The sequence below is a fragment of the Paraburkholderia sp. BR14312 genome (assembly GCF_040948675.1).
GTDB lineage: Bacteria > Pseudomonadota > Gammaproteobacteria > Burkholderiales > Burkholderiaceae > Paraburkholderia > Paraburkholderia nodosa_A.
The window spans coordinates 129,294-153,778 of record NZ_JBFPKI010000007.1 but is presented as its reverse complement, the minus strand read 5'-3'; the positions used below and the strand labels follow the sequence as shown (position 1 = coordinate 153,778).

The following is a 24,485-nucleotide window of genomic DNA, read 5'->3' as shown; positions in this document are numbered from 1 at the left end:
CCGAACCCCCACTGCACGAAAGGTACGAATACCTTAAATGAGCTCTCCGATTCCCAAGCTCGGCTGACACAGCGGGTCGTTCGCCACGGCATATAACGGTTCTGGGGACTTTCGACGCAGAGATTCGGCCGCTGCGGATTTGCGAAGCAGCGAATTCTTTTATGCGACGCCGCAGCATGCTCTTCCCTCCTGGTCCGTTCAAGTTGGAAGGTCGTGGGCTCCGGTCACGTCATTGGCCATGTGTACCGCGCGCAAATTGGTGTGAGCTTAGCCGCTGTCACCCAGAGCTTTACGCTCGCATTCGCGGCTACTTCGATGAAGCTGCCACCATATGACGCCGGCATCTCCAAGTACACTTCAACTTACCCGCAGGCGACCTGTGAACGACACAGCCACAGGCCCGGTCAAGAGAGTAGTCTCGTCGGAAAGTACCTCAACCGCCAGTTCGCCGCCAGGCATCTGAAGCGAAAAATAATTCGACTCCGATAGCCCCAGTCGGCGCGCAGCTAACGCCGCGGCACAGGCACCACTTCCACACGCTTGGGTGAGTATACCTGGCCGCTCCCAAACAGCCAGCTTGATACGTTCCCGTGACAGAAGTTGAGCGACGCCGACGTTCGCGCCCTCCGGGACCATCACATGCCTCTGCAATGCGGGCGCGTAGAGCGGAATGTCTACTTCGTCGAAGTCGCCGACGAAGCATACCAAATGGGGATTACCCATGTTCACGGCTACCGGCCCCTTCAAAGGGCCGGATTCGATTGGCAATTGCAACCCATCATTGGCGCGGGACAAGGGTATTTCCTGCCAGCCCCAGCGTGGACGCGGCACCTTTAGCGACACTTGATTATGGCCTTTGAACGAGGCTTCTATAATGCCCCCAAGTGTCTCTACCACGACGCTAGCAGCACCGGATTCCGCCAAGAGCAAGCGCGCGGCACAACGTGTGGCATTCAGGCATGTCTGCGCCTCCATCCCGTCCACATTGTAAATGCGCAAGAACGCATCTGCGCTCGTCGAAGATGTTTGTTCCACGACCAGTAACTGATCGGCACCAACTCCCCGATGGCGATCGCAAATACCTGCGATCAATTCGCGATCGGGTTTAAACGATTCGGTTCGTCCGTCCACCAGAACGAAGTCATTTCCCAGACCATGCACTTTGATGAAGCGTCTGTCTTCTTGGGAATGGAAAAGCGTGAAGAGATCTTTAGTCATTTCGTGACTCTATCTTAAGTTCCCGTGCGACGATGGCACGCCGTTGCGCGTCATGTTCGCGCTGGACTGCTGCGACCGGGAAGCGATCAGCTGGGCGGCGACCACCGACGGCCATAGGGGTGATGTAATGGGCGAGGCGACGTTGGCCGCCGTCCAACTGTGCTTCGGCACCTCGCAGGCTACTCGGCCCATCGAATGGCTCTTGGACAACGGCTCGGGCTACATCGACCACCGCGCACGCAGCTTCGCTCGCGAGCTGGGACTTGAGCCGCTGACCACGCCGGTCCGTTCGCCGCAGAGTAATGGCATGGCCGAATCGTTCGTGAAGACGATGAAGCATAATTACGTCGCCTATATGGACAAGCCCGATTCAACAACGGCGCTCTCGCGTCTGGCTATCGCGTTTGAAAATTTGAACACTACAATGAGCGCCGCCCGCATAAAGCCGTGAAATACCGCTCGCCGCTCAAGTTCAGGCGCCTTGCACTGCCATCATCCTAACGGTTTCCGCGTGTCCTGAGTTACAGGGGACAACTCCACCGACTATTGCTGGAGCACGCGGAACGGATATTCAGTCGTGGCGCGGATGCCAGTCTTCAGGCGCTCAATCTGGTTGAATATCACGTCCAGACAATTGATTTGTCTGCGCCTGACTGGTCGGGTTCGACGCAGTTGTTCTGGCTCGATGTTCGGCCGCGTTAAGGACGATATCCATTGCGAGGAATGTGTGAGTGGATCATTGAGGAAACGAGATCAGTGTACGAGAGACCACTTGCGGATGCCATCGTCGCGAAAATTCCTTGACGTGACATCCCAGGGAGCGTGTTGATCTCTAGGAACCAAGGGTCTCCCGATTGATCCACAAGGAAATCAGCCCGGGCAAAGCCTGAACACGGAATTGCCTCGAACGCACGCCGCGCCGCGCTCTCCATATATGATTTAGCCGCGTTTGGTATCGGAGCGGGGCATTCGTGCCGATGAAGTGCACTATTACACTTCACCTCGTAATCGTAGAATTCTGCCTCATGAAACGTCGCAAGCATTGGTAGGCAGATTAGCTGCGTCTCAACGGTGAGAAGACCAACTGAGACATCGGTACCGACGATGCGTCGACAGACGATGTAGTCGTCTGTCGACCGCAATCCTCGGATATGAGCCTCCAACGCATCACGACCATCTATCGAAGTAGCACCAAGGCTTGAGCCGCCTGATGACGGTTTCACAAAGAGCTGATTGCCAAGCTGCGTCACAATTCGCGCTGCCTCTTCGTCTGCGCGGGCTTGGAGCGACAAGTGGGTCCACGGTGGGCAGCGGATATGAAGGGCATCCGCAATCCGAAGGCATGCCGGCTTGTACATACAGATGGCGCTGGCGGTTACGCCTGATCCGAGATAATGGATCGATTGCAAATCAAGCACGCTTTGCAGTCTGCCATCTTCGCCGAACCAGCCGTGTGTTGTAGGGAATACGATTGCATCTTTTGGTAATGTAATTAGGTCGTCTATGGATTGAAAATCTACGACTGAAATATTGTGTCCGAGCTCTGCCACTGCACTGGCTACCGTATCGCCAGAGACGAGTGCTCCCTCGCGCTCTGGCCCAATACCGCCTGTGACGACTACAATATCGCGCTTTGACATACCGTACCTCTCAAAAGGTTGCGATTCGCCACGGATGCCTGAAGGCGTCGCGGCGACCAGTCTGAAAAAAAACATCTTGCTGAATTGTGCAAATGCTTGCGCTGTTCCATTTTTTCGATGCAACTCATTGTGATCTGCATGCCTTATATAAATGTTGTCCCGAAGGTGCGCCATCATTCTCTCCTGGGAAATGCGGTGCGAAGTTTCAGGATCTAACGTGTTGAGCGTTGGAACTTCGTCTCAACGTGATGTGAACCTAGTCGACTATCTGGCTCGCAATCAATATGCTTGGCGTCCTTAACTAAGGTGGAACCAAAGCCGTCTCCTCGATTTTCGCTTCTACGCCGTTCTGCTCGCGAGCGTACGCACGCGTGAGGTCGTAGGCCGCCTGAGTCAGGAGGAACAACCGCTCGGCGCGCTCGCGACCGCGATACTTCGCCTGACGAATCCGGCCGACCGTGTTGCCCCATCCGAAGACCTGCTCGATGAGTCAGCTGCGCGTTCACCGCCAGACCATGCCGAGTATCCGTGAGCAGATGGCCGATGTAGCAAAGCAGCGCACCGGTGCGCCGGCTCTTGCGAAACAAGTTCGCCCGGCTGTCCGTGCTCGATTCCCGCTCTCGTTCACGCGCACCGCCATCAAGCTGCGCGTACAAAAGCGTCACCGATGAATGTGGGTCGCTCGAAGCAAGTGAGCAATCGGCGAAAATTTGGAAAGCTCGATATGGTTCGCTCTGCGTCATAGCGTGTGTTGCGTGGTCCGGCTCAATGAGGATGAGCGTGCCGACTTCTGGGTATCATTCATGCCGTCACGAGACTTGCAGAGAAATGCTGATGTGCCACTGACCATGCAGATCCGGCCACATAGCTCCCGGGTGCCCCAAGTTCGCACAGGAAGGGAAATAACTCGTTGCTTATAGCCTCACTGGATTCGAAAGGTAATAACGACGCAACGTTGTCTATAGCAACGACGTCGACGCCACCGATTTCTTTACCACATCTTTGAATTGGTTCGATAAAATTGGTTGACTCGTGATAAATTCGTATCGGGTTGTATGGGCTAGCCGCGTCGCAACTTACGTCGCCGATCATGGAAAGCCGATGTGGTGACTCAAGCATTGTTTCGTCAAGTAGTAATGACGTGGTTTCGTCTGAACGGATGCAGTTAAATAGCAAATCAAAGTCCAATAACTCATTTCGAGGTTTGGATGCCGTCTCGACTCTTCCCCAACACTCGTGACGTATTTCGAGAAAATTCAGTAAGTGCTTGACTCCTGAACCAGTCGCTCCTCCCGCCCCGAGTATGAGAATCCTCATACTTCTTATGCTCTCTATCCCCTTTCGCAGATTCTCCACGAGTTCTTCGAAATCATTGAAAAAGAGCTTCGCAAGATCCGCTTTTGCTGCGCCATCTAGTTTTCTCTCCATAAGCTCAAGCGTTACAGCCGCACCGCACACCCCTGCCCAGAAGCTTACTCCCCGACTGACGAGCTCAACCCCACGAAAGTCTCGCAGATACTCGAGATCAAGTAGAGTACCTCCGCCTCTTCGGAACCGGGCAAGCACCTCAGTCGCACCCGTCTGCTTCTTGAAAACATGACCGAAATAAATGTGCGTGTGGCGAATTTCAGTGAAATCTCTCCTTAGCTCTTTCAATCCTAGGATGTAAGCGTCCAACGGCGCGTGCTGCCATGAGTGTGGCGCGACGATTTCGCAACCGACTTTTTCATATTGATCATCTGCGAAACACCGCATATTCGAACGTTCAACGGTCACTCTAACCCCCCTCTTGATCAAAAAAGCTGCGTTGGTTGGCGTAAGTGGCGTTCGCCGCTCAAATGGCTTGGATTCCGATCGGAGCCAGATGTTTTTCATTGACCTATCTCCAGTTGGTACGGAACGAGCGCAGTCCAGAGTGGCGGAATTGCTTGATACAGATGCCGAAGACTGCCTTCGTGTAACGAATTGACACAGAGATCGACGCAAGTTCCACGCCAGCTTCCGCTAACGGATCGGATTACGCTCGACGACATCTGCTCTCAAAGGCGATACGGCTCCTTTCAGTTGCAGCTTGCGCGGACATATATGGCGCCTTCTGAGGCCCGTATTCCGGTCGGGCGTCGAACCGATCGATAACACCTTCAAGTCGCAAATGCGACAACTGAGACAGGGTGTGTTAATAGATCCACAGATTTCCAAAGCAATTAGTAACGGCAGACTGTCTGGCTTCAACTACAACCGCCGCCGGCGCATTGACTCAAGATTTTTGTTACCGAGCTAGGCTCGTTGGCTCAAGTATTTTGCTACCTGTCAGACGGCTGACGGGGACGACTTATGACGAGGCGGCTCAGCATGACAACAAGAAGTGAATTGACCGAAGCAGTCGGCGAGCGGTATCGCCGTTCTGACCGGACGGAAAAACGACAGATCCTGGCCGAATTCATTGAATTGATGGGCTATCGTGCGTATTTCGGCGAAGCCGAACACGCGTTTCGGTTGAAGTCGAACAGGGTTTCGGGAGGAAGGTGAACAGCCGTTTCGCTCGAAGTCGAACAGTCCCGGGGAATTCCGGAATCGGTGTTCGGCGCTCCGAAACGCGTGTTCATCTTCCCGAAATCGGTGTTCAGCTTGCCGAAACGGCTGTTCACTCCGCCGAAATGCGTGTTCGGTGGACCGAAACGAAAGGCGCGGTTTCGGTTGGCGGTACTGCGGATGGCTCAATCGGCCGGCGGTTAAGGTGGCTCCTTTTGGGAGAACCCGACGATGCCGGCTCACCGGACGACCATGCGCAAAATCAAGGATGTGCTTCGCCTCAAATGGACCTGTAATCTGTCTCACCGGCAGGCGAGCGGCGCGCTCGGCGTCGGGCTCGGTACCATTACCCAATATTTGCAGCTTGCCGCTTCGGCCGGCCTGGACTGGGCGAAGATCGAGCCGCTGTCCGAGGCAGAGCTGGAGCAGTTGCTCGTCAACGGCGCCGTTCCGACGTCGGCCGCAGGCAAGCGCATGGAGCCTGACTGCGCCTGGATTCATCGGGAGTTGCGCCGCAAAGGGTGACGTTGCAACTGCTGTGGGAAGAGTACGTCGGCGCGAACCCCGGCCAGAAGACCTTGCGCTACACGCAGTTCTGTCAGCGATACAAGGACTGGGCCCAGACGTTGAAGCGGTCGATGCCCCAGCAACATTACGCCGGCGAGAAATTGTTCGCCGACTACGCCGGGCAAACGGTGCCGATTCTCGATCGCACCGGCGGCATTGCGTTCAAGGCGCACATCTTCGTCGCCGTGCTCGGCGCATCGAATTACACGTATGCGTGCGCCACGCGTTCGGAAGCGACACCCGACTGGATCGGCGGCCTCATTGACGCGATGGAGTTCGACCACGCGTGCCACGATCTCTTTCAGGACGCAGCGCAAGATGCGCTTGCGCACTTCGTTGCCCGCAGAAGGATGAGACCACACGCGCGGCAAGTCCGTGCCCAATGCCATCAGTTCTTCACGCTGCCGTGGCGTCAGGCTCGAATCAGCTTGGCTCTGTAGCGCCTCGATTTCTGCCTCGCGCTGGGCGACCTCGGTGAGCCGTTCGTTCCAGCGCCGCTCGAGCTCGGCGGCTACCAGTCGATTACCAGGGTCAATGGCATCGAACTGTCGCTGCGCGCGAGCTGCCTCGAAGCGGGTTTGTTCCAACGTGAGTTCGAGCTGTCGCCGCTTTGCGTGTTCATCGTCGGCCCGTTGCTCAATAGCGCGCAACGCTGCCTGTACCCCGAGTGGACGTAGCACGCTCAGGACTTCACGGGAGACCGACTCGTCCACGCGTAGCGCGCCGAATGAGATGCAGCCATGTTCCATTCCGTGGTTGATCGCAGCGCCCCTGCAGTGATAGCGGGCCGTGTTGCCGTCGCGGCCGCTATAGGCCACGTGCAGCTTGCGGCCGCAGTGCGCGCATCGAAGCAACCCTGCCAGCAAGGCCTCGCCGCGACGCACGCGCCGCGGGCCATAATGCCGCGCATGTTGGTGTTGTCGGCGATCACGCGTTGGTTGTGCTCGTAGGTATGCCAGTCAATATAGCCTTCGTGGTGGTCCTGTATCAAGACCTGCCAGTGCTCCTGAGGACGACGATGGCCGCGCACGATGCACTTGCGGCCGGCTTCTATCCGCACTCGCGTTTCGGTTCGACCGAACGCGTAAGCACCGGCATAGACGGGATTAGTGAGGATCTTGAGCACCGTGTTATAGACCGGCAGCCGCCAGACCACGCGGCGCCGGCCCTCCTCGTAGACCACCGCGGGCAGTTCGACGTGCTCTTGCCGAAACCACAGCAGCGCTTGGCGCACGCTCCCACCCAGGGCGAATCGGCTAAACACTATCGAGATCGCCTGGCGGATACGCAGATCGGGGTCCAGTTCGATCCGGTCTCCCTCGCTGCGCACGTAGCCCATAGCAACCGTCGTGTGAAGGTCACCTCGCGCGGCCTTGAGCTTGAGGGCCTCGACGGACCGCTGGCGCAGAAGGGATAACTCCATCTCCGACATCGTGCCCTTCATGCCTAGCAGCAGCCGGTCGTTGACGCTGCGCGGATCGTAGACGCCGTCCTCATCCACGATGACGCTATCCACGAGCGCGCAGAATTCCAGAAGCGTGTGCCAGTCGCGGCCGTTGCGCGCCAACCGTGACGCTTCGATGGAGACCACTGCGCCTACGTGCCCGCCGCAGATCGCTGCCAGCAGTCGCTCGAAACCTGGCCGTGCGACGCCTCCGGCGGACACGCCGAGATCGTCGTCGATGACCACGACTTCTGTCCAACCGAGTGCACGCGCTCGATCCGCCAAAGCGTATTGGCGTCGGCGACTCTCGTGGTTGTTGCGCAGTTGGTCGGCGGTAGACTGTCGTACGTATACATAAGCGCCGCGCGCCAAATGCTCAGGGCTGATCTTGCTCATCGTCATCCTCCAGTCGTTCGGGAACGTCTACCTGGCTTGCCACCTGCCATAGAAGCTGGCTCAGCAGTTCGACGAGCTCGTCGTGATGCTGTTGCAGGTTCGCCAGTGGCATCGACGCGGCTACGGCGTCGAACAAGTCGGTCTGCACGAGCGGGCGCGCTCGCGGCGGGATTCGCTTCATCGACGCCTCCGTGTGGTAGGGCAATAGTCGATGAAGATAAGACAGAGTCGAGTTCGCGCCGCAATGCCCGCAAACAACGCAATGGCAACCGCGGGGGCAAGTGCGTGGGAACGTCGCCGGCCGTCGGCAGCGTCATCCACTGTGGAAGATGCGTCCTCGTGCCGTCGGGCTGTCGGACGATAAAGAAGTCCTCCGTGCCGTGCTTGGATCGGCCAAGTACCTCGACCTCATGGCCCGCACGAGGATGGAACGGGTAGTTGATGCGAACCAGCTCTACCAGCTGTTCGCGGGCAGTATGTGACTGCTTCGACTGGCGCCGGAAAAACATGGATCGCCTGCGCCTTCGGCCAGCAGGCCTGCCGACAAGGCTTCTCCGTGCTGTACGTGCGCGTCGCGCGGCTGTTCGAGGAATTGAAGATCGCCCACGGCGACGGCAGCTTCACACGTCGGCTTGCACAGCTCGCAAAGATGGACGTCTTGTTGCTTGACGACTGGGGGCTGCAAGACGTCGACCAGGGCGCACGCAACGATCTGCTCGAAGTGCTCGACGACCGTGTTTCGCCGGTGAAGACCTGCCAATACGGGTTCTCCACCCATTGCCAGACCACTTCCTCGTCCGACAGATCGAACGCATGCTGGAGATACAACAAGCCAGCAATCAGCCTCGGTGAGGTGGCCGGTCGACCCTTGCGTGAGACGAAGCTCGCGCTCATCGCCGCATTCAATCCATCCCAGTTGATCAGATCGGCCAGACGCACCAGCGGATGTTTCACGTTGATCTGCTCGCGCAGAGGATGCCGGAACAAATCGCCTTCGCTCACCGCTGTCTTCGGACCCATCCAGACCTCGACAGAATTTGCAGGAAAGAACCGTTTTTACAGACCGAGCCACCGATCGATCCGTCGAGCCTGACGCGCTGGCGCAAGCGCCTGGGTGAAGCCGGAGTTGAGGAGTTGCTGGCCGAGACGATCGAAGCGGCAAAGCGCGCGGGCGTGATCAAGGCCTCAAGCGCAAAGCGTGTAATTGTCGACACGACGGTCATGCAAAAGGCGATCGCCCATCCAACCGATTCTCGCCTGCTCGAGCGGTGTCGCGAACATCTGGTGAAGGCTGCGGCACGGCATGGATTGAAGCTGCGGTAGAACTACAATCGCGAGGCGCCGCACCTCGCGCGTCAGATTGGCCGCTACGCGCATGCGAAGCAGTACAAGCGCATGAAGAAGGGTAAGCGATCCATTATCGCCGTCCCTCTGAGTGGTGGACAGGCGCGTTGATTTGTGGAGTGGATATGCTGCGAATCAGTTCCGGGGGGACGGCATCCGCCAAGGCACGAGCGCCTCGTAGTCGTCGGCGGTCTTTGCCAGAGGCAAGCGCTCGAACAGCCAGGCCAGGTAACGGTATGGATCGATACCGTTGGCCTTGCATGTTTCAACGAGACTAAAGAGATTTGCGCTGGCATGTGCCCCGGCAGCCGTATCTGCGAACAGGAAGCCCTTGCGTGCAACGACAAACGGGCGAATGGAATTTTCACAGAAATTGTTCGATGCCGGCCAGTCGCCGTTCTCGAGGTAACGCACAAGCTTCGGCCACTGCTCACGTAGATAGCTCAGTGCCCTGCCGAGCAGGCTCTGGGGCAGCACTCCCGGAGACTGCTCGATCATGAGATCCTTGATGACCTGGAGTACGCGGGCGCTATAGCGTTGCCGCAGGCGCTGACGCCGCCCTGCATTCCACGTTTTACTGCGTGCCTCGGCGGCAAACAACTTGCCAAACAGTTTGATGAAGCGTGTTGCGAGCAGATCTGGCGTACGTGCTGCCTTGGGAACATTTTCCTCTGCCTTGACGAAGTAACGTCTCGCGTGAACGAGGCAACCAAGGTGCACGAGCTTGTACCGCTCGGCGATACCGTTATAAGCCTCGTAGCCATCGGTCATCAGCGCAGCGCCTTCCTGCACGCCGGCGAACAGCTTGTCGGCCGGCTTTGCCCCACGACCCGGCGTATAGGCATAGCAACAGATCGGGATTCCAGTGCCTGTCATCTGACACCACAGGTAACTCTTCGTCTGTGGCTTGCGCCCTTTCTCCTTGAGCACCTGGAAGGTCGTCTCGACTGTGAGGATCACCGTTGCCTCAAGCAGCGCGTCGCGCATCAGGTTGATCACGGGCTGCGTTGCGAGGCCGACCTTGACCATGCTGGCAGCGATCGTGTTCGACGAGATATCGCCTCCGAAGCGGCGAAGCAGGCCAGCCTGGCGATACAACGGCATGCCAAACTGGAATTTTCCCGTCGCGATCCAGGCAAGCGCTGATTCGGTCAGTAGTCCTCGTGGGATGATGCGCGGCAGCGCCGGCGTGACCTTGATACCCAGATCACAGCACGGGCAGGCATACTTGACGCGCTGGTGCTGGATCACGCGCAACTGCTCGGGAATCACGTCGAGTTGTTCGCTGATTTCCACGCCGAACTCGACCAGTGCATGGCCGTCGTTGCTGCAGAAACGCTCGGCTTCCGGGAGCTCGTGCCGCCGGATCTCGCGGGGCAGACTGGGGTCAAGCGGCTTGCGGTGGCCGCGCTTTTTACGTATATGCGCACCGACCTTCGTTTCGAGTGTATCTTCCTGGGCGGGTGCCGCATTCGCGCCAAGCGCCTCAGCTTCGTTGAACAGCCCGAACTGTTCCGAGTCCCGTACTTCGCTCTTTGCGCCAAACAGCTCACGCCGGTAGGCACGCAGCCGTTCCTCGGCCAGGTCGCGCTCCGCGCTCACCAGACGCAGCATGCTGCGGGTTTCTTCGTGCTCGCGCTCAAGGGTGGCATACGCCTCGCGCATGGCGAGTAACGCATTGAGTTCCTCGGCAGAGATCGTGATCTGGGCGGGCATGCCAGATTAGACCACGCATGCCCTGCCCATGTTCAGCTCACGCGCAGATATTCCTCCCGTGGATGTCGGCGGATCGCAGTGATGTCATCGCCATCGAGCAGCGCGTGCAGCGACGCCGACGTTAATGCCACGACTTCGGTCTTCCTGTCGGGCCAGATAAAACGGCTTGTTTCAAGGCGTTTTGTCATCAACCAGAAACCACTTCCATCCCAGCCGATAATCTTGACCCTGTCACGACGGCGGTTTCCGAAGATATAAAGAGAGGAATCCATCGGGTTCAGATGCATGGCCTGCTCGACGAGAATCGAGAGGCTGTTCATGCCGTAGCGGAAATCGACAGGATCGCGATGCAAGTACACCTTCAGGTTTTCGTCGAACCGGAACACGGCATCCTCCCCAGAATCTGGACCAGGGTGGTCAGTTCGTCGATGGTCGCGATGGCTTTGCCCATCTCGAGCTCGACACCGTTGGCCAGTCGCACATGCAGCGCGAGCGCCATGGACGAAGGCGGCGGTGTCGGCACCGGCGCAGTCGGTATCGAAACGACCGGCACGAACGCGGCAAGTGCAGCAGCGGTGGCGACGAGCTCACGCGAATCCGACTGGTTGATGGCCACGCCATCAACCTCATCCGGCGAGGCGGTGTCATCACCGGCGTGCTGTATTGGCAAGATGCCTTGCTCGCGCTCCATCAAGAACTTCGTGATCCACTTGCGCAACAGGTTGGCATTGACTCCGTGCTCCTGCGCCAACCGGGCCACGGATACGCCCGGCTGCAACGCCGCCTCGATCAGTACCCGCTTGCTCTTCTCGTCGTAGCGCCGACGGCCGTCGGCACTCTTGCGAACTACTTTTAACTCTGAGTCTTTGTCGGCCATAGGTGTCCACCTTCAACGGTAGGTGGACACCTATGCTCCCCGCTCAGAGTACTGTTGGGTAGACGTCGATAATGGATCGCTTACGAAGAAGGCGCTGCGCACGTTGCGCTCGCGCGTTGGGCGGGTGATGCGTGATGTGGACCGTCAGCTCGATTCAGTTGGCGACGCCGGACGCGGCGCGCTTACAGAGTTGGTCGGTCGAACCAGGCGGATCCTGTCGCAAAAGCAGAAGGACAAGAACAAGCTGTACGCCTTGCATGCGCCGGAAGTTGAGTGCTTGGCCAAGGGCAAAGCGCGCACGCCGTACGAATTCGGCGTCAAGGTGTCGATCACGACGACCCACGAGGAAGGGCTGTGATCGGAGCGCGCTCGATGCCGGGCAATCCGTATGACGGCCATACGCTGGCCGAGGCACTGGAGCAGGCGGCAATCCTAAGCGACGTGAAGCCGGAAGTGGCCGTTGTTGATCGAGGCTACAAGGGTGTCGCCGTAGATGGCGTGAAGATCTATCACCCGGGATTGCGACGAGGAATTAGGCGGAACCTGCGCGCGATGATCCGACGGCGAAGCGCGATCGAGCCGGCCATCGGTCACATGAAGGCCGACGGCAAACTCGATCGGAACTGGCTCAAAGGCGCACTCGGCGATGCGATGCACGCGGTGTTGTGCGGCGCCGGCCACAACCTGCGCATGATCCTCAGAAAGCTGCGGCTTTTTTACGCCCTCATTCTGATCGCTTTGCGCAACCGCTCGCCCACTGTCGTCTTCACGGCATGATGGTCGCGCCGCGCAAAACGAATTATTCAGGTCCGACTACCGAGCCGCATAGGGCTCGAAGGCGTCACGGTGGCGGATGTATATAGTCGTGCTAGCTATGGGTCCCGCTGTCAAAGGAGGAGCCCCCATCCCTACGAGCAAAAGCGGCTCAGGGCAAAGTCTTCGATCCCGACCTGCGTGCGATCCCCTGTCACCAGATCGGCGAGCGCCGCGCCTGCGGCCGGTCCAATGCCGAAGCCATGGCCTGAAAAGCCGGAACCGAGATAGAAACCCGGTATCCGCTCGACCTTCGAGATAACCGGCAGCGCATCGGGCGTGACGTCAATCATACCTGCCCACGTACGTGCAATCGTCGCATTGGCGAACGATGGAAAGGTCTGCTTCAGGCAATTCATTGCGTCGTTGAGCATGCCGTTGTTAGCCTCAGGATCCAGCACGCGGTACGATTCGAACGGCGTCGGGCCGTCGATGCTGAAGCGGCGCGGAATCTTCAGTTCATCAAAAAAGGGGCGTCCGAAACGGAGTCGCAGATACTTGCGCTCTTTGAGCCAAGCACGCAGGAATTTCGTGCTCAGGCGAATGCTATCGGGCGTGAGATCGGCGACCGAGGCGCCGAGTTTCGACACTGTGTATCCGCCGTCGCAGCGCTTGCGGCATGTGAAGTCCCCCCCGTTGATCGCGATGTCCAGTTTAGCGTCGATAGGCGTGGTTTGCAGCACGGACGCATGAACCTTGAGTTGCGGAAAGTCAATTGCATGATTGCCGCAGAACAGCCGCGACCACGCACCGCCTGCCAAAACCACGTCGGCGCATTTCACGACGCCGTGCTCGGTCACGATAGCCGACACGCGACCCGCCGATATATCAATGCCCCGCACCGCACAGTGTTCGAAGATCGATGCACCGTTCGCGCGAGCGAGTTCGGCGATGCCTCGTGTGGCCATCGTGGGTTCTGCGACACCGTCGATCGCGCTATAGAGCGCCCCGTCCCATGTGCGGCTCGACTGCGGGAGAAACCTAGCGAGTTCGGCTCTGCCAAGAAGCCTGACGCGGGCACCGCCGGCGCCGGACGCATCGATCCATTTTTGATGCAAAGCCATCTCCGACTCGTCTTTCGCAAGATATGCGAGTCCCGTCATCCGGTAGCCCACGTCGATTTGCGATTGGATTGACTGCCACAAATCGTTCGCGAGGAAAGACAGTTGCAGTTCTTTAATGTCGCGTCCGATGGAGCGCACCCAGCCCCAGTTGCGCGAAGACTGTTCGCAACCGATCGTGCCTTTTTCGAACACCGCGACGTCGACACCTTTGCGCGCCAGCGCGAGCGCGCAACTGATACCAATGATTCCGCCGCCAATAATTGCGACGGAGACCTGCTTGGGCAATTCGGGTTTCAATGTGATTTCTTGAATGGGCAGCATGTTAGCTTGGAGATATGTCAGTTGACTCGCTTGCGGCTGGCGATCAGAGCCACGAGCGCGAGGGGCGAAATTACTATCAGGTAATAGGCAGGCGACATGATGCTGCCCGTCAATTTTACGAGAAGGTTGGTCATGACAGGCGTGAGTCCGCCGAACAGCGTCATCGCGATTACGTAGGCGAGCGACGAGCCGGTGGTAGGGCAGGATGTGGGAAAGAGTTGTGATAGCAACGAGCTGGCCGGCGCGTAGTAGAAGCTGTAGAACACGAGTGAAAGGGTGCACTGGAATGCGATCAATGTTGCGGTGCTCGGTGCACTGTGGCGCGACAATCTGGATGTGAGCTCTCATCTTGTTTGACGCGCGGCAGTGCACGCGTGAGCATGTAAAAGAGCGGCAGGATCAGCACCATGCCGCACAGTAGTGTGGCACGCATCACCTTGACGGTGCCGAGTCGGTCCGCTGCGATACCAGCGATTATCGGGAACACGACGGATACGAGGCCGCTCAGGATCGGTGATAAAAAGGCTGCGTCCTAGCTGACTCCCAGATTATGAATTGCGAACGTCGGCATGTAGATGTTCATAAAGCTCGCGAGGCTGCCCGTTCCGGAAATGATCGCGCCCATGAGCACGCTTGACATATGTGATTGCGCCGTTTCACGCAGCGGCTTGTGTGGCACCACGTCGCTCGCTTGCTCGAACGCGGCCGTCTCGTTCACATTCCTGCGGATGTAGAGGCCAATCGGTCCGATCAGACAGCCAAAGGCGAGCGGCAGATGCCAGCCCCAGGAATCGATCTGTTACGGCGACAGATAGCGATTCACGCCGTAGGCGAAGAGCGAGGCCGCCAATACGGCGAGACCCGACGTCGACCATTGCAGACTCCCGAAAACCCCCTCTGCTTTGCATCCTGCTCGGTCAGAAATGAATTGGCCGCTCCGAATTCGCCCCCTGCCGAAAAGCCTTGCAGCAGGCGTCCCGCGACTAGAATCACTGGCGCGAGCATGCCGATCTTGTCGTATGTCGGCACGAGGGTGATGGACGCAGTGCCACACAACATCAGGATCGACGTGAGGCGAGCAATCGTCAAGAGTGGTGTATGCGGGTCGGTCGGCGTGATCAGGCGGCCAGCGCTTGAGGAGCCGGTGTGCTTTCGATCACCGGGGTTCCATCCTTGAAGGGAATGCCCTTCAGAAGCGGCTCTATCTTCTCTACGCCGCGGACCTTTCTCCATGACTTCTCGGCCGCTTCAATCAGCTTGAATGCCATGGCAAGGAAGGTCGCGCGCGACAGACAGTTACGCGTGCGGCTCGTGCGATGGCGCACCGTCGCGAACGTCGATTCGATCGGATTCGTGGTCCGCACGTGCTGCCAGTGTTCGGCAGGGAAGTCGTAGAACGCGAGCAACGCGTCGCGATCTTTCATGAGCTTCTCGACGGCCTTTGGGTACTTGGCCGCGTACGTGTCGACGAATTGGTTGAACGCGACGATTGCATCGGCTCTCGTCGCGGCATTCCAGATCTCCGCGAGCGTCGCCTTGGACTTGCCGTGCTGCGATTTGGGCATGACGTTGAGGATGTTGCCGATCTTGTGAAACTTATTCCGACATCGGAATAAGTTTCATTACGCCGACTTCCGGATTACGCCGATGCGGAGCGGGAAGGCGGCACCGGGGGTGGTGAACGCGCAGTAGGCTTCGGCATAATCAGAGCGACTCTAGGAAGGCCAGGAGCTTGTCGGTGGGACAATATCGACCCACCTTCGCGGTGGGCATTCGAGCTCGGTCGAGGGCTTGCTCCTTGATACCCAGATGTGCATGAAGATAGATCGCGGTGTGGTGTCGACGCGCTCATGCCCTAGCCATAGAGCAATCACCGTGGGATCTACTCCCGCTTCCAGAAGCCGCATTGCCGAGGTGTGCCTCCTATCTCTATCAAGAGATAGTCGACACTATCTTCCCTTCCGAATTATGTCTTGTAATTGCATGAGGACGCGCTTTTCCTAGTCAAACAGCTGACGCCGGATAGAGATAATCTTGAACTCCTTCCAACAGCTCCCCACGCCGGGGAAGGAGGTCATCGTGAAGTACGCCATTCATGATCAGGTCAACCTCTCTCATGCGCCAGAAGGGCCGCTTGCAGCCCATTTGGTATCGTTTGCGGATGCGATCAGCGCCCAGGGATACAGCGCGCAGTCCATGAAGCAGCAGATACGTATCGCCGCATGCTTTAGTCGATGGCTTAAGCAGAGAGGTGTCAGCGTAAAGGACATCTGCTACGACCACGCGACACGGTATTTGCGCTTTCGCGCCCGACATGTGCAACCTAACCTTGGAGATCGGGCAGCACTCCGTCACCTCATCGATTTTATGCGGAGTGAGGGCGTGATTCCTGTCGAGAAGACAGCAACACGTCGGGTGCCACCGGCTGAGATCTGTGCACAGGCATACGCGGAGTACCTGCGCGATGCTCGGGCTCTCGCCGATGCAACGATCAACTACTACGTGCCATTCGTCTGCGACTTTCTACACCATTGTTTCGGTAACGGGAAGGTCAACTTATCGCGATTACGTGCCGTGGATATCGTGAGCTTCGTGCAGCTCCGTGCACCAGGCTTGCGCGATTGGGGTTACGCTCTGGTGAGATCACATTTCTCGAGCTGGATGATATCGACTGGCGCGCCGGCCAGGTCAGCGTGCACGGCAAGAGTGGGCAACGCAGCGAGATGCCCCTACCTGCGGATGTCGGCAAGGCAATTGCCGCTTATTTGCTGCGCGGGCGTCCTCATAGCGCCAGTCGTCGCGTATTTTTACGCGCAAAGGCGCCCATCACCGGCTTTCATGGACCATGTGGCGTCGGCTCCCTCGTCCGACATTCGCTTCAGCGCGCTGGCATCGACGCACCCACGATGGGTGCCCATCAGTTCCGCCACGGCCTGGCCACCCAGATGTTGAGCCGCGGGGCCTCGCTCAGCGAAATCGGCGAGGTGTTGGGTCATCGTGATCCCAACACTACGAGGATCTATACGTCGGTAGACATCAAGGCATTGCGCACACTAGCTTTGCCCTGGCCGGGAGGTGTGCGATGAACACACTTCGACAGGCCGTTCAGGATTACTTTGATCTGAGGCGCAGCTTGGGATTCAAGCTGAGAGAGGCAGGCAATGCACTACCAGATTTCGTCGCGTTTATGGAACAGCATCGTGCTCCCTACGTTACCCAGGCGTTGGCTCTCGCGTGGGCTCAACAGCCATCGGATGTCCAGCCCGCGCAATGGGCGCAACGTCTGAGCTATGTACGACAGTTTGCGCGCCATCGCAGTGCCACCGATCTCCGCACCGAGATACCAGCACCAGGCTTGTTACCGTTTCAACCGAAGCGGGCTCGACCGTATTTATATTCCACCAGAGAGATCCGCGCACTATTGCGGGGCGCGCTTGAGATGCCATACCGAAACGGACGCGAAGAACTTCTGCCGTCGACCTATTATTGCCTGTTCGGATTACTGAGCGTATCAGGCATGCGTCTGGGCGAAGCGCGCAATCTCGAGCTCCAGGACGTGGATCTGACAGCAGGGATACTGACTGTTCACGGAGCGAAACTAGGCAAGACGAGATTGGTTCCTTTGCATGCCTCGACCTGCGAGGTGCTCGCAAACTATATCGCACAACGCGAACGTCATTGGGCGGGGCGACCGGTATCTTCGTACCTGTTCGTTTCGAGCTGGGGCAACCGGTTGGACAGCGGTCAGATTCATCGTGCTTTCTATGCGTTGTCGCGGCAGATCGGCTTGCGCGGTGAATCAGACAGTCACGGGCCGCGTCTGCACGATATGCGCCACGTGTTCGCAACCAACACACTTGTACGCTGGTACCGGTCCGATCAGGATCCCGAGCGTCGCCTACCAATCCTGTCGGCCTACCTCGGTCATGTCCACGTTGAGGATACGCAGTGGTATTTAAGCGCCTCGCCCGAACTGATGCATGAGGCGATGCGTCGACTCGAACAACGCTGGGAGGACGTGCAATGACTACCTCAGCGACGTTCGCTCCACTACTGGAACTCTTCTTCACGCAGCGCCTGATGCAGCAGCGTCAGGCGAGCCCTTACACCATCACCTCCTATCGCGATACCTTTCGGCAACTTCTGAAGTTCGTGCAGCAGCGTTTGCATAAGCCGCCGTCCCGGCTTAACTTCGAAGACATCGATGCGCCTTTGATTGTCGCGTTCCTCGATGAACTCGAGAAGCACCAGGGTGTCAGCGTTCGCACTCGCAATCTACGCCTCGCGGCAATTCATTCTTTCTTTCACTACGCAGCCCTCGAAACTCCGGCTCATTCGGCGCAGATCCAGCGGGTGCTTGCTATCCCGAGCAAACGCTTCACGCGTACACTGATCCACTTCCTGACGCGCCCTGAAGTCGACGCCTTGCTAGCCGCTCCTGATCAAGGCACCTGGTCTGGCCGGCGCGATCACGCCTTTATGTTGGTCGCAGTACAGACCGGCCTTCGCCTGTCCGAGATGACCGGTCTCAAACGTGAGGACCTGATCCTTGGCGGTGGCGCTCACGTGCGGGTGATCGGGAAAGGTCGGAGTTATGACGATCTCGCGATTATGTGCAGCGCTACCCCTCAAACCGCCGTTTGCTGTGCTGCAGGCAGGTTTTTGGTTACAGTAGACTGCGCATAATAAAAGTGCTTTCCTCAGGAGGTAGTTCGGCTTTTTGAGGAGGGACATCATGGACAACGATGTCGTGTTACTGCAGCGGACCCGGGCATGGTTGACGAACGGCGTGCTCGAACCCTGCTATCAAGCGTATTTGACGTATCTGATTGAGCGAGGATATTCGTCGTGGAGCGTCCGTAAGTATTCGTGCTGCGTCGCGCACTTTGCATATTGGCTGCGCAAGCGACGCGCCAAACTTAGTCAGATTGATGAAGCGTTGATACGCTGCTTTCTGGATGAACACCTGCCTCAGTGCGACTGCCCATTGCGCACGCCAAGAAGCCGCCACCATGTTGAGTGCGCGTTAGAACTTCTGCTTGTCGTGCTGCGGCAAAGGGAAGACATTCCCCGTCGGCCCGATTACACGCCCCATTGGATACAGGAGGAGATCAGGGAATTTGACGCACACCTTGACCAGGTCTGCGGGCTGGCCGCTTCTACGAGAAGGTTGCAAACGGGCATCGCACGGACATTCCTGTCGGATCGATTCGGTGCATCGAGAATCAATATGGCACAAGTCAAACCGGAACATGTTCATCAATTTATCGTGAGTCACCTCGAAGGATGCAAGCCGAGCACCGGCAAACGCATGGGAATTGCATTACGGAGCTACTTGCGTTTCCGGGGTATGCACGGAGATCACGTTCTGAGCCTTATTGCCGCGATTCCGCGAATCGCCCAGTGGCGATTCGAATCGTTACCAGACACGCTATCTGAGGCGGAGCTGGAACGGTTTCTCAACGCATTTGATCGCAAATCCGCGATCGGCCGCCGAGACTATGCGATGGCCCGGTGTATGGCCGACCTGGGGCTACGTGCCGGCGAAGTGGCTTCGCTACAACTGGACGATCTGAACTGGCGCGACGGAACGTTGCGGTTACAAGCAGGCAAGGCACGACGAACAGACGTGCTTCCATTGCCGCGCCGGACCGGCCTCGCAATTGCTCAATACCTGACTGACGGACGCCCGGTTTCCGATAGCCGGGCGGTATTTCTGCGGCATCGCGCGCCACTCAACAAACCAGTCGGATCGAGTGTCGTTCGCAATACTGTCCGTGCTGCTCATGCACGATGCGGCAATGATCCGCGTCGGCGGGGAACCCACGTTCTGCGACACAGCGTAGGAAGCCGGCTGGTTCAGGCAGGAGTTCCCATGAAGCAGATCGCGGATATCCTTCGACACCGCTGCCTGGATACCGCGCTTCGACGCTGCAGGGCATCTGCGCACGACTGTCGATGCGGCTCGTGTATTGCCGGCCATATGCGCCCGAAGGCAAGGGCAAGCTTGAACGCTGGCACCGGACATTACGCGACCAGTTCCTGGCTGAACTCGGTACCACGCACATCCGCGAACTCGCGGACCTCAACGCGAGGCTGTGGGCATGGGTCGAACAGGTCTATCACCGTCAGCCCCACAGCGCGCTGGGTAACCAGACACCGCTGTCGCGCTACCAGCAGGATCTGCCGCGCATCCGGCTGCTCGGGCCGCTGGCCGCGCAGCTCGACGAACTGTTCTGGCATCGTGTTGCCCGGCACGTGCGCCGCGATGGCACCGTCTCTTACCAGAACCGGCGTTTCGAGGTCCCGTATGAACTCGCCGGACAGAGCGTGATGCTCGTCGTCGACCCGCATGCCGGCGCGGTGGTGCATATCGAAAGCCAGACTGGCGAAGCGCTGGGTGCCGCCACCGCGCTCGACATGGTAGCCAACAGCACGCGACGCCGACACCGGCCGCAGTCCGAGCCGGCGACAGCTGCCGCAGTGCCGGGACCCAACCTGCTCGAGCTCGTGCATCGGCGTTACTACCGGGAGGAGGGCTGATCATGTACCGACAGCACTTCGGCCTGCGCCGCGCGCCGCTGGACAAGGACAGCACGGACCTGTGGGACGACGGCGCGCTCGCAGCGCTTGCCGAGCGTTTCCAGTGGCTGCTCCAGAGCCCCGGCTTCGGTCTGCTGACGGGCGAGCCCGGCGTGGGCAAGACCGCCGCACTGCGCCACATCACCCGCGGCCTGAACCCGCACCGTTACCACGTCATCTATCTGGCCGAGACGGAATTCGGCCGCATTGACCTGTACCGCTCGCTTGCCCGCGCGCTCGGACTGGAGCCTCGCCACCGACGCGCAGACCTGTGGCGCGATCTCAAGCAGCGCATCACCGAACTGGTCGAGGGCAAGCAGATGCTGCCCGTGTGGATCATCGACGAAGCCCAGAACCTGCCGCCGGAATTCTTCCACGACTTCCTGTCGCTTCTGAATTTCGCGTTCGATTCGCGTGATCTGCTTACCGTCTGGCTCGCGGCCCATCCGTCTCTGGCCTCCACGCTCGAACGCGCCCCGTACGCCGCCCTCTACGGCCGCATCCAGGCGCGCGTGCAACTGAAGCCCATCATCGAGCGAGAGCGCTTCGCGCAGCTGATCTCGCACGCGCTCAAGAGTGCCGGCTGCACGCATACGCTGCTGTCCGACTCGGGACTGGAACTACTGCGACAGGCATCACGAGGTTTGCCTGTTTGCTGGTACAACGAGAAACGGATCAAGGGCTCCCTTGGCTATCTCAGTCCCATCGAGTACCGTGAAAGCCTCGGATTGACAACGTAAATCAGTCCAAGAAAATAGCCGCATCCCCAGTGGGTCAGTTCTGCGCGGACATCAACAGTCGTCTGCCGGTCCGCAAACTCGGCCGGCTCCCTCCGGCGTCAACGGCACGCCTTTGCGACGCAGTTCCTAACGGGGACCGTGGTGGCGCTGGGCGTAGGCTCGACTGGCGCGGCGGTCATTCCGAAGCCGGCGTTTCCATACACTTGCATTGCGAGGGCGCCAAAGCCCATCTCTTGCAGGTAGTAGGTCATGTAGAGGGCCCGCAGCAATTCATTGCACTGATAGGAGTTGCCTTGCTTCGGTCGACGACAAGCCGCTAAGGCCAGGTAAACTTGAAGCGATGTTTTCTCTGTCGACGCCACTGGCAGTGGCAGCAACATCGAGCGAGTCGTCGGGCGGCGAGGGCTAATCGGAGCTCCGGTGGATCGTCGACCATGCCTGCAGGGGAGGATGTGTGTCACCGGTCTATCCGGGTCGATAAAATGATCGATGAAGTGGTCCTTTCAACGCCGTCTAAACGACCAATCGTATCGATTAACACGTCCAGCTTCTGGACAGAATGCGCTGTCACGATCGCTATCAAATCGAAAGCGCCACTGACAGAGTGCACTGTCCGAACCTCCGTTATCTTTCGCAGCTCACCCTCGACTTGAGAAGCTAGTTTGGGAAGCGCAGTGATAAGAACATGCGCCTTCACGAGCCCCTGCTCGTACTCGTCCGATAATCTGACGCTGTACCCAGCAATTACTCCTCTCCGTTCAAGCCTGTCAATTCTGCTCTGAACAGTGGTGCGCGAAAGCCCCAATTGTCGAGCAAGGTCTGCAATAGCCGCCCGGGCATCCACCTGCAACAAGCCGAGCAGTTTGTCGTCGATCGAATCAGTCATTTGCATGGCGAGTGTCCAGGTTTGATTGCGATAGCCAAGCGAGATCCAGCATGGTTGTAAAAAGAAGCTTAGTTGCCTGGCCCTCAGGGAATTCCCTTGGTTTTCGTCGAATCGCGAAGTTCTATCGTCCATCTGCCAAAATAAAGTGGCAACATGAATATTGGCTAGCTACGATCCGACGTGAGCTAGCCCTAACATACTCTCCAGTTTGGTGCTTGTAACGCTAACGGAGAGAGCTCATGAGGCAAATTGCTGTTGTAGGTGCGGGTAAGATCGGAGCAACTATCGCCACCATGCTGGTTGGTACGGGCGACTACCACGTAACGTTGATCGACCAGTCTGACGCAGCGTTGAGCTCGTTTGCTCGTTCTGATGCTCTGGAAACAAAGGCGCTTGATATCTCGGCGTTAGGTGCCCTGGAAGAGCAGCTTAAAGGCAAGTTCGCAGTCTTGAGTGCAGCCCCTTTCCACCTCACCACCCGGATTGCGCAGGCCGCTCGCGCAGAGAGTGTGCACTACCTGGACCTGACCGAAGACGTGGCAAGCACGCGGGCGGTGAAGGAGTTAGCAAAGGGGGCAAAAACAGCTTTCATTCCACAATGTGGGCTGGCACCCGGCTTCATCTCAATCGTCGCGTATGACATGGCGAAGCGCTTTGACACGCTTGAAAGCGTGCGGATGCGCGTCGGCGCACTGCCGCAATATCCGTCCAACTCGTTGAACTACAACCTTACGTGGAGCACCGACGGAGTCATCAACGAGTACATCGAGCCCTGCGAAGCGATCATGAACGGTCAGTTGGTCAAGGTCCCATCGCTCGAGGAGCGAGAAGAGTTTTCTCTCGACGGCGTATTGTACGAAGCCTTCAATACCTCCGGTGGCCTCGGCACCCTCTGCGAAACGCTCGAGGGCAAAGTTCGGACGCTGAATTACCGCACGATTCGTTATCCGGGTCACGCACAAATCATGAAGACGTTGCTCAATGATTTGGGGCTGCGCGATCGCCGCGACGTCTTCAAGAGTCTGCTTGAGTCCGTGGTGCCGGCTACGCTCCAAGACGTCGTGGTGATTTTCGTGACCGTCGTGGGCAAGCGGTCCGGGAAACTACTACAAGACACGTACGCCAACAAGGTTTATAGCAAGTCGGTGGGCGGGGAGGTCCGCAGCGCTATCCAGATTACGACGGCCTCCGGGATCTGCGCCGTACTGGACATGCTTGCCGACGGAAAACTGCCGAATGCAGGTTTCGTCCGCCAAGAAGACATTTCGCTTGATGCATTCCTGGCGAATCGCTTTGGAAGTGCTTATGCGATGCAGTCCCAGTTGCACCTCGAGGCCGCCTAGTCGGTCGCATTGATTGATATGAAGACGGGGGAACGGATGAGCGTCAGTAGGTCAACAAAATCACTACGGTTCAGCGCTGACGCGCTGAAAGACATCGTTTGGTCTACCCAGGAGATTGTCGCGGACGCTCCCGGCCCCCGCCTTTGCATCATGACCGGCGTGCACGTCAATGAGGTCGCCGCGATCGAAGCAGGGTTTCGGCTAACGGACATCTTTGCGAAAGAACTGAAGCGCGGTTCGGTCTCTGTGCTCTCATTCGCCAACGTGCCCGCGGTATTCGAACGCACAGAATTCAATTGCCCGATCGACCGGAAGAACATCAACTTCTGTTTTCCCGGGACAAAGGAAGGAACGTTCAGCGAAGTTCTTGCTGATGCCATTTTGAACGAGTGGGCGTCAGATGCGGACTGTCTCATTGACTTGCACGGTGGAGACCTCCGAGAGCAAGTCTCGCAGTTCACGGTCATGCAAGAAACTGGCGATCCATCGTTCGACGCATTCAATTTAGAACTAGCGGAGGCCTTTGACCCACAGTTCGTCATGGCACTCCCCAAGCCTACCGCTGGTGCTCATGGCAGGAGCTGCACCGGACGAGCACTGAAAAGCAGGCATGCGGCTTTTGCAGAGGCGGGTGGTAATGGCGTCGTGGACGAAATAAGCGTTGCTTTCCACGTTGATGGGGTGAGACGAGTTGCTCACCTCTACGCGATGACCGATGATGCGCCGCCTAAAGCAAGAGTAGCGTTGGTGGCCGAGAGCTACGCTTGGATCGTGGCCAAAAAGAGCGGATGGTGCGAGTTCCACGTGCCCGTGGGCGATGCCGTCGGCGAAGGCCAAGTCCTAGCGACGATTCGGGATCTTCATGGGACCGTTATCGACAAGCTTGTGGCGCAAACAACTGGTTTCTTACTATGGCGAGTAACACATCCTATCGTACGAGAGACGGACGCTTTGATGGGCGTTTGCTCGCATTTCCGAGATTGAAAGATCGCGAAAACCAAC

The 24,485-nt window shown here is 58.1% G+C and carries 18 protein-coding genes and 14 pseudogenes; 15 read left to right on the top strand and 17 right to left on the bottom strand.

Translation table 11 applies throughout. From position 1 onward, the window contains the following. Positions 1-357 precede the first annotated feature (357 nt). Positions 358-1,218, bottom strand: coding sequence for a diaminopimelate epimerase (gene dapF, locus AB3X98_RS20820; protein WP_368604238.1), 861 nt, complete (start codon positions 1,216-1,218; stop codon positions 358-360). 16 nt (positions 1,219-1,234) lie between these two features. Here dapF and AB3X98_RS20815 point away from each other — a divergent pair. Beyond that, positions 1,235-1,719: pseudogene (locus tag AB3X98_RS20815) on the top strand (integrase core domain-containing protein); the annotation flags it as partial. A gap of 45 nt (positions 1,720-1,764) precedes the next feature. Here the strand turns inward: AB3X98_RS20815 and AB3X98_RS20810 are convergent. The 4 genes and pseudogenes from AB3X98_RS20810 to AB3X98_RS20795 form a co-directional block, all read right to left on the bottom strand. After that, positions 1,765-1,878: pseudogene (locus tag AB3X98_RS20810) on the bottom strand (IS5/IS1182 family transposase); the annotation flags it as partial. A gap of 38 nt (positions 1,879-1,916) precedes the next feature. Next, positions 1,917-3,035: an ATP-grasp domain-containing protein gene (locus tag AB3X98_RS20805; RefSeq protein ID WP_368604239.1), complete on the bottom strand. Its 1,119-nt coding sequence runs from the start codon at positions 3,033-3,035 to the stop codon at positions 1,917-1,919. 162 nt (positions 3,036-3,197) lie between these two features. Continuing rightward, positions 3,198-3,472, bottom strand: a pseudogene (locus tag AB3X98_RS20800) (IS5/IS1182 family transposase); the annotation flags it as partial. A gap of 187 nt (positions 3,473-3,659) precedes the next feature. Beyond that, the gene (locus AB3X98_RS20795; protein WP_368604240.1) at positions 3,660-4,733 is read right to left on the bottom strand and encodes a saccharopine dehydrogenase; all 1,074 of its coding nucleotides are present in this window, start codon (positions 4,731-4,733) and stop codon (positions 3,660-3,662) included. A 477-nt stretch (positions 4,734-5,210) separates the two neighbouring features. Here AB3X98_RS20795 and AB3X98_RS20790 point away from each other — a divergent pair, with 477 nt between their 5' ends. Together AB3X98_RS20790 and AB3X98_RS20785 are read left to right on the top strand one after the other, a co-directional pair. Beyond that, positions 5,211-5,387 (top strand): hypothetical protein, encoded by a 177-nt coding sequence (locus AB3X98_RS20790; protein WP_368604241.1) that lies wholly within the window; start codon positions 5,211-5,213, stop codon positions 5,385-5,387. A 234-nt stretch (positions 5,388-5,621) separates the two neighbouring features. Further along, positions 5,622-6,235: pseudogene (locus AB3X98_RS20785) on the top strand (IS21 family transposase); the annotation flags it as partial. Between the two features lie 477 nt (positions 6,236-6,712). Here AB3X98_RS20785 and AB3X98_RS20780 read toward each other — a convergent pair. From AB3X98_RS20780 to AB3X98_RS20770, 3 genes and pseudogenes are all read right to left on the bottom strand, one after another. Then, positions 6,713-6,775: pseudogene (locus AB3X98_RS20780) on the bottom strand (hypothetical protein); the annotation flags it as partial. A gap of 161 nt (positions 6,776-6,936) precedes the next feature. After that, positions 6,937-7,797, bottom strand: a pseudogene (locus tag AB3X98_RS20775) (recombinase family protein); the annotation flags it as partial. Continuing rightward, on the bottom strand, positions 7,778-7,978 hold the full coding sequence (locus AB3X98_RS20770; RefSeq protein ID WP_368604242.1) for a hypothetical protein: 201 nt from the start codon (positions 7,976-7,978) through the stop codon (positions 7,778-7,780). The pseudogene AB3X98_RS20775 and the gene AB3X98_RS20770, both read right to left, overlap by 20 nt. A 309-nt stretch (positions 7,979-8,287) precedes the next feature. Between AB3X98_RS20770 and istB the strand changes: the two are divergent. Further along, positions 8,288-8,536, top strand: a pseudogene (gene istB, locus AB3X98_RS20765) (IS21-like element ISBmu3 family helper ATPase IstB); the annotation flags it as partial. On the opposite strand, the pseudogene AB3X98_RS20760 reads toward istB, so the two are convergent. Beyond that, positions 8,533-8,817, bottom strand: a pseudogene (locus AB3X98_RS20760) (transposase); the annotation flags it as partial. The pseudogenes istB and AB3X98_RS20760 overlap by 4 nt on opposite strands. Positions 8,818-8,850: 33 nt before the next feature. Here AB3X98_RS20760 and AB3X98_RS20755 point away from each other — a divergent pair. After that, positions 8,851-9,216 (top strand): annotated as a pseudogene (locus tag AB3X98_RS20755) (IS5/IS1182 family transposase); the annotation flags it as partial. Between the two features lie 60 nt (positions 9,217-9,276). Here AB3X98_RS20755 and AB3X98_RS20750 read toward each other — a convergent pair. Genes AB3X98_RS20750 through AB3X98_RS20740 form a run of 3 tightly spaced genes read right to left on the bottom strand, consistent with a single transcriptional unit; the run spans position 9,277 to position 11,734 of the window. Beyond that, on the bottom strand, positions 9,277-10,857 hold the full coding sequence (locus AB3X98_RS20750; RefSeq protein ID WP_368604243.1) for an IS66 family transposase: 1,581 nt from the start codon (positions 10,855-10,857) through the stop codon (positions 9,277-9,279). Between the two features lie 32 nt (positions 10,858-10,889). After that, the gene (gene tnpB, locus AB3X98_RS20745; RefSeq protein ID WP_011876295.1) at positions 10,890-11,243 is read right to left on the bottom strand and encodes an IS66 family insertion sequence element accessory protein TnpB; all 354 of its coding nucleotides are present in this window, start codon (positions 11,241-11,243) and stop codon (positions 10,890-10,892) included. Beyond that, positions 11,219-11,734 (bottom strand): transposase, encoded by a 516-nt coding sequence (locus tag AB3X98_RS20740; protein WP_368604244.1) that lies wholly within the window; start codon positions 11,732-11,734, stop codon positions 11,219-11,221. The genes tnpB and AB3X98_RS20740 overlap by 25 nt, the downstream gene beginning before the upstream one ends. A 1-nt stretch (position 11,735) precedes the next feature. On the opposite strand from AB3X98_RS20740, the pseudogene AB3X98_RS20735 reads away from it, so the two are divergent. Next, positions 11,736-12,511, top strand: a pseudogene (locus AB3X98_RS20735) (transposase); the annotation flags it as partial. Positions 12,512-12,642: 131 nt separating this feature from the next. Here the strand turns inward: AB3X98_RS20735 and AB3X98_RS20730 are convergent. From AB3X98_RS20730 to AB3X98_RS20715, 4 genes and pseudogenes are all read right to left on the bottom strand, one after another. Further along, a complete protein-coding gene (locus tag AB3X98_RS20730) occupies positions 12,643-13,932 on the bottom strand; it encodes an NAD(P)/FAD-dependent oxidoreductase (protein WP_368604245.1) in 1,290 nt (429 codons plus the stop codon). A 17-nt stretch (positions 13,933-13,949) separates the two neighbouring features. Next, positions 13,950-14,228, bottom strand: a complete 279-nt coding sequence (locus tag AB3X98_RS20725; RefSeq protein ID WP_368604246.1) for a hypothetical protein — start codon at positions 14,226-14,228, stop codon at positions 13,950-13,952. Between the two features lie 236 nt (positions 14,229-14,464). Next, positions 14,465-14,650 carry a hypothetical protein gene (locus AB3X98_RS20720; RefSeq protein ID WP_368604247.1) on the bottom strand — a complete coding sequence of 62 codons (186 nt, stop codon included), beginning with the start codon at positions 14,648-14,650 and terminating at the stop codon, positions 14,465-14,467. A 400-nt stretch (positions 14,651-15,050) separates the two neighbouring features. After that, positions 15,051-15,518, bottom strand: a pseudogene (locus AB3X98_RS20715) (transposase); the annotation flags it as partial. A gap of 1,035 nt (positions 15,519-16,553) precedes the next feature. Here AB3X98_RS20715 and AB3X98_RS20710 point away from each other — a divergent pair. From AB3X98_RS20710 to AB3X98_RS20680, 7 genes and pseudogenes are all read left to right on the top strand, one after another. Continuing rightward, complete coding sequence (locus tag AB3X98_RS20710) at positions 16,554-17,018, top strand: tyrosine-type recombinase/integrase (protein ID WP_368604248.1); 465 nt, start codon at positions 16,554-16,556, stop codon at positions 17,016-17,018. Continuing rightward, positions 17,015-17,959, top strand: a complete 945-nt coding sequence (locus AB3X98_RS20705; RefSeq protein WP_368604249.1) for a tyrosine-type recombinase/integrase — start codon at positions 17,015-17,017, stop codon at positions 17,957-17,959. The genes AB3X98_RS20710 and AB3X98_RS20705 overlap by 4 nt, the downstream gene beginning before the upstream one ends. After that, entirely contained in the window at positions 17,956-18,618 is a 663-nt protein-coding gene (locus AB3X98_RS20700; RefSeq protein ID WP_368604250.1) for a tyrosine-type recombinase/integrase, read from the top strand. Before AB3X98_RS20705 ends, AB3X98_RS20700 begins: the two co-directional genes overlap by 4 nt. 49 nt (positions 18,619-18,667) lie before the next feature. Further along, a pseudogene (locus tag AB3X98_RS20695) lies at positions 18,668-19,792 on the top strand (tyrosine-type recombinase/integrase); the annotation flags it as partial. A 98-nt stretch (positions 19,793-19,890) separates the two neighbouring features. Next, positions 19,891-20,475: an integrase core domain-containing protein gene (locus AB3X98_RS20690; protein WP_368604251.1), complete on the top strand. Its 585-nt coding sequence runs from the start codon at positions 19,891-19,893 to the stop codon at positions 20,473-20,475. A 2-nt stretch (positions 20,476-20,477) separates the two neighbouring features. Beyond that, positions 20,478-21,095: pseudogene (locus tag AB3X98_RS20685) on the top strand (ExeA family protein); the annotation flags it as partial. A gap of 75 nt (positions 21,096-21,170) precedes the next feature. Next, positions 21,171-21,254, top strand: a pseudogene (locus tag AB3X98_RS20680) (IS3 family transposase); the annotation flags it as partial. Positions 21,255-21,711: 457 nt separating this feature from the next. Here AB3X98_RS20680 and AB3X98_RS20675 read toward each other — a convergent pair. After that, positions 21,712-22,146, bottom strand: a complete 435-nt coding sequence (locus AB3X98_RS20675; protein ID WP_368604252.1) for an Lrp/AsnC family transcriptional regulator — start codon at positions 22,144-22,146, stop codon at positions 21,712-21,714. Between the two features lie 233 nt (positions 22,147-22,379). Between AB3X98_RS20675 and AB3X98_RS20670 the strand changes: the two genes are divergently transcribed. Both AB3X98_RS20670 and AB3X98_RS20665 read left to right on the top strand, forming a co-directional pair. Then, positions 22,380-23,483, top strand: coding sequence for a saccharopine dehydrogenase C-terminal domain-containing protein (locus tag AB3X98_RS20670; protein ID WP_368604253.1), 1,104 nt, complete (start codon positions 22,380-22,382; stop codon positions 23,481-23,483). A gap of 36 nt (positions 23,484-23,519) precedes the next feature. Further along, a complete protein-coding gene (locus AB3X98_RS20665; RefSeq protein WP_368604254.1) occupies positions 23,520-24,467 on the top strand; it encodes a succinylglutamate desuccinylase/aspartoacylase family protein in 948 nt (315 codons plus the stop codon). Positions 24,468-24,485 lie beyond the last annotated feature (18 nt).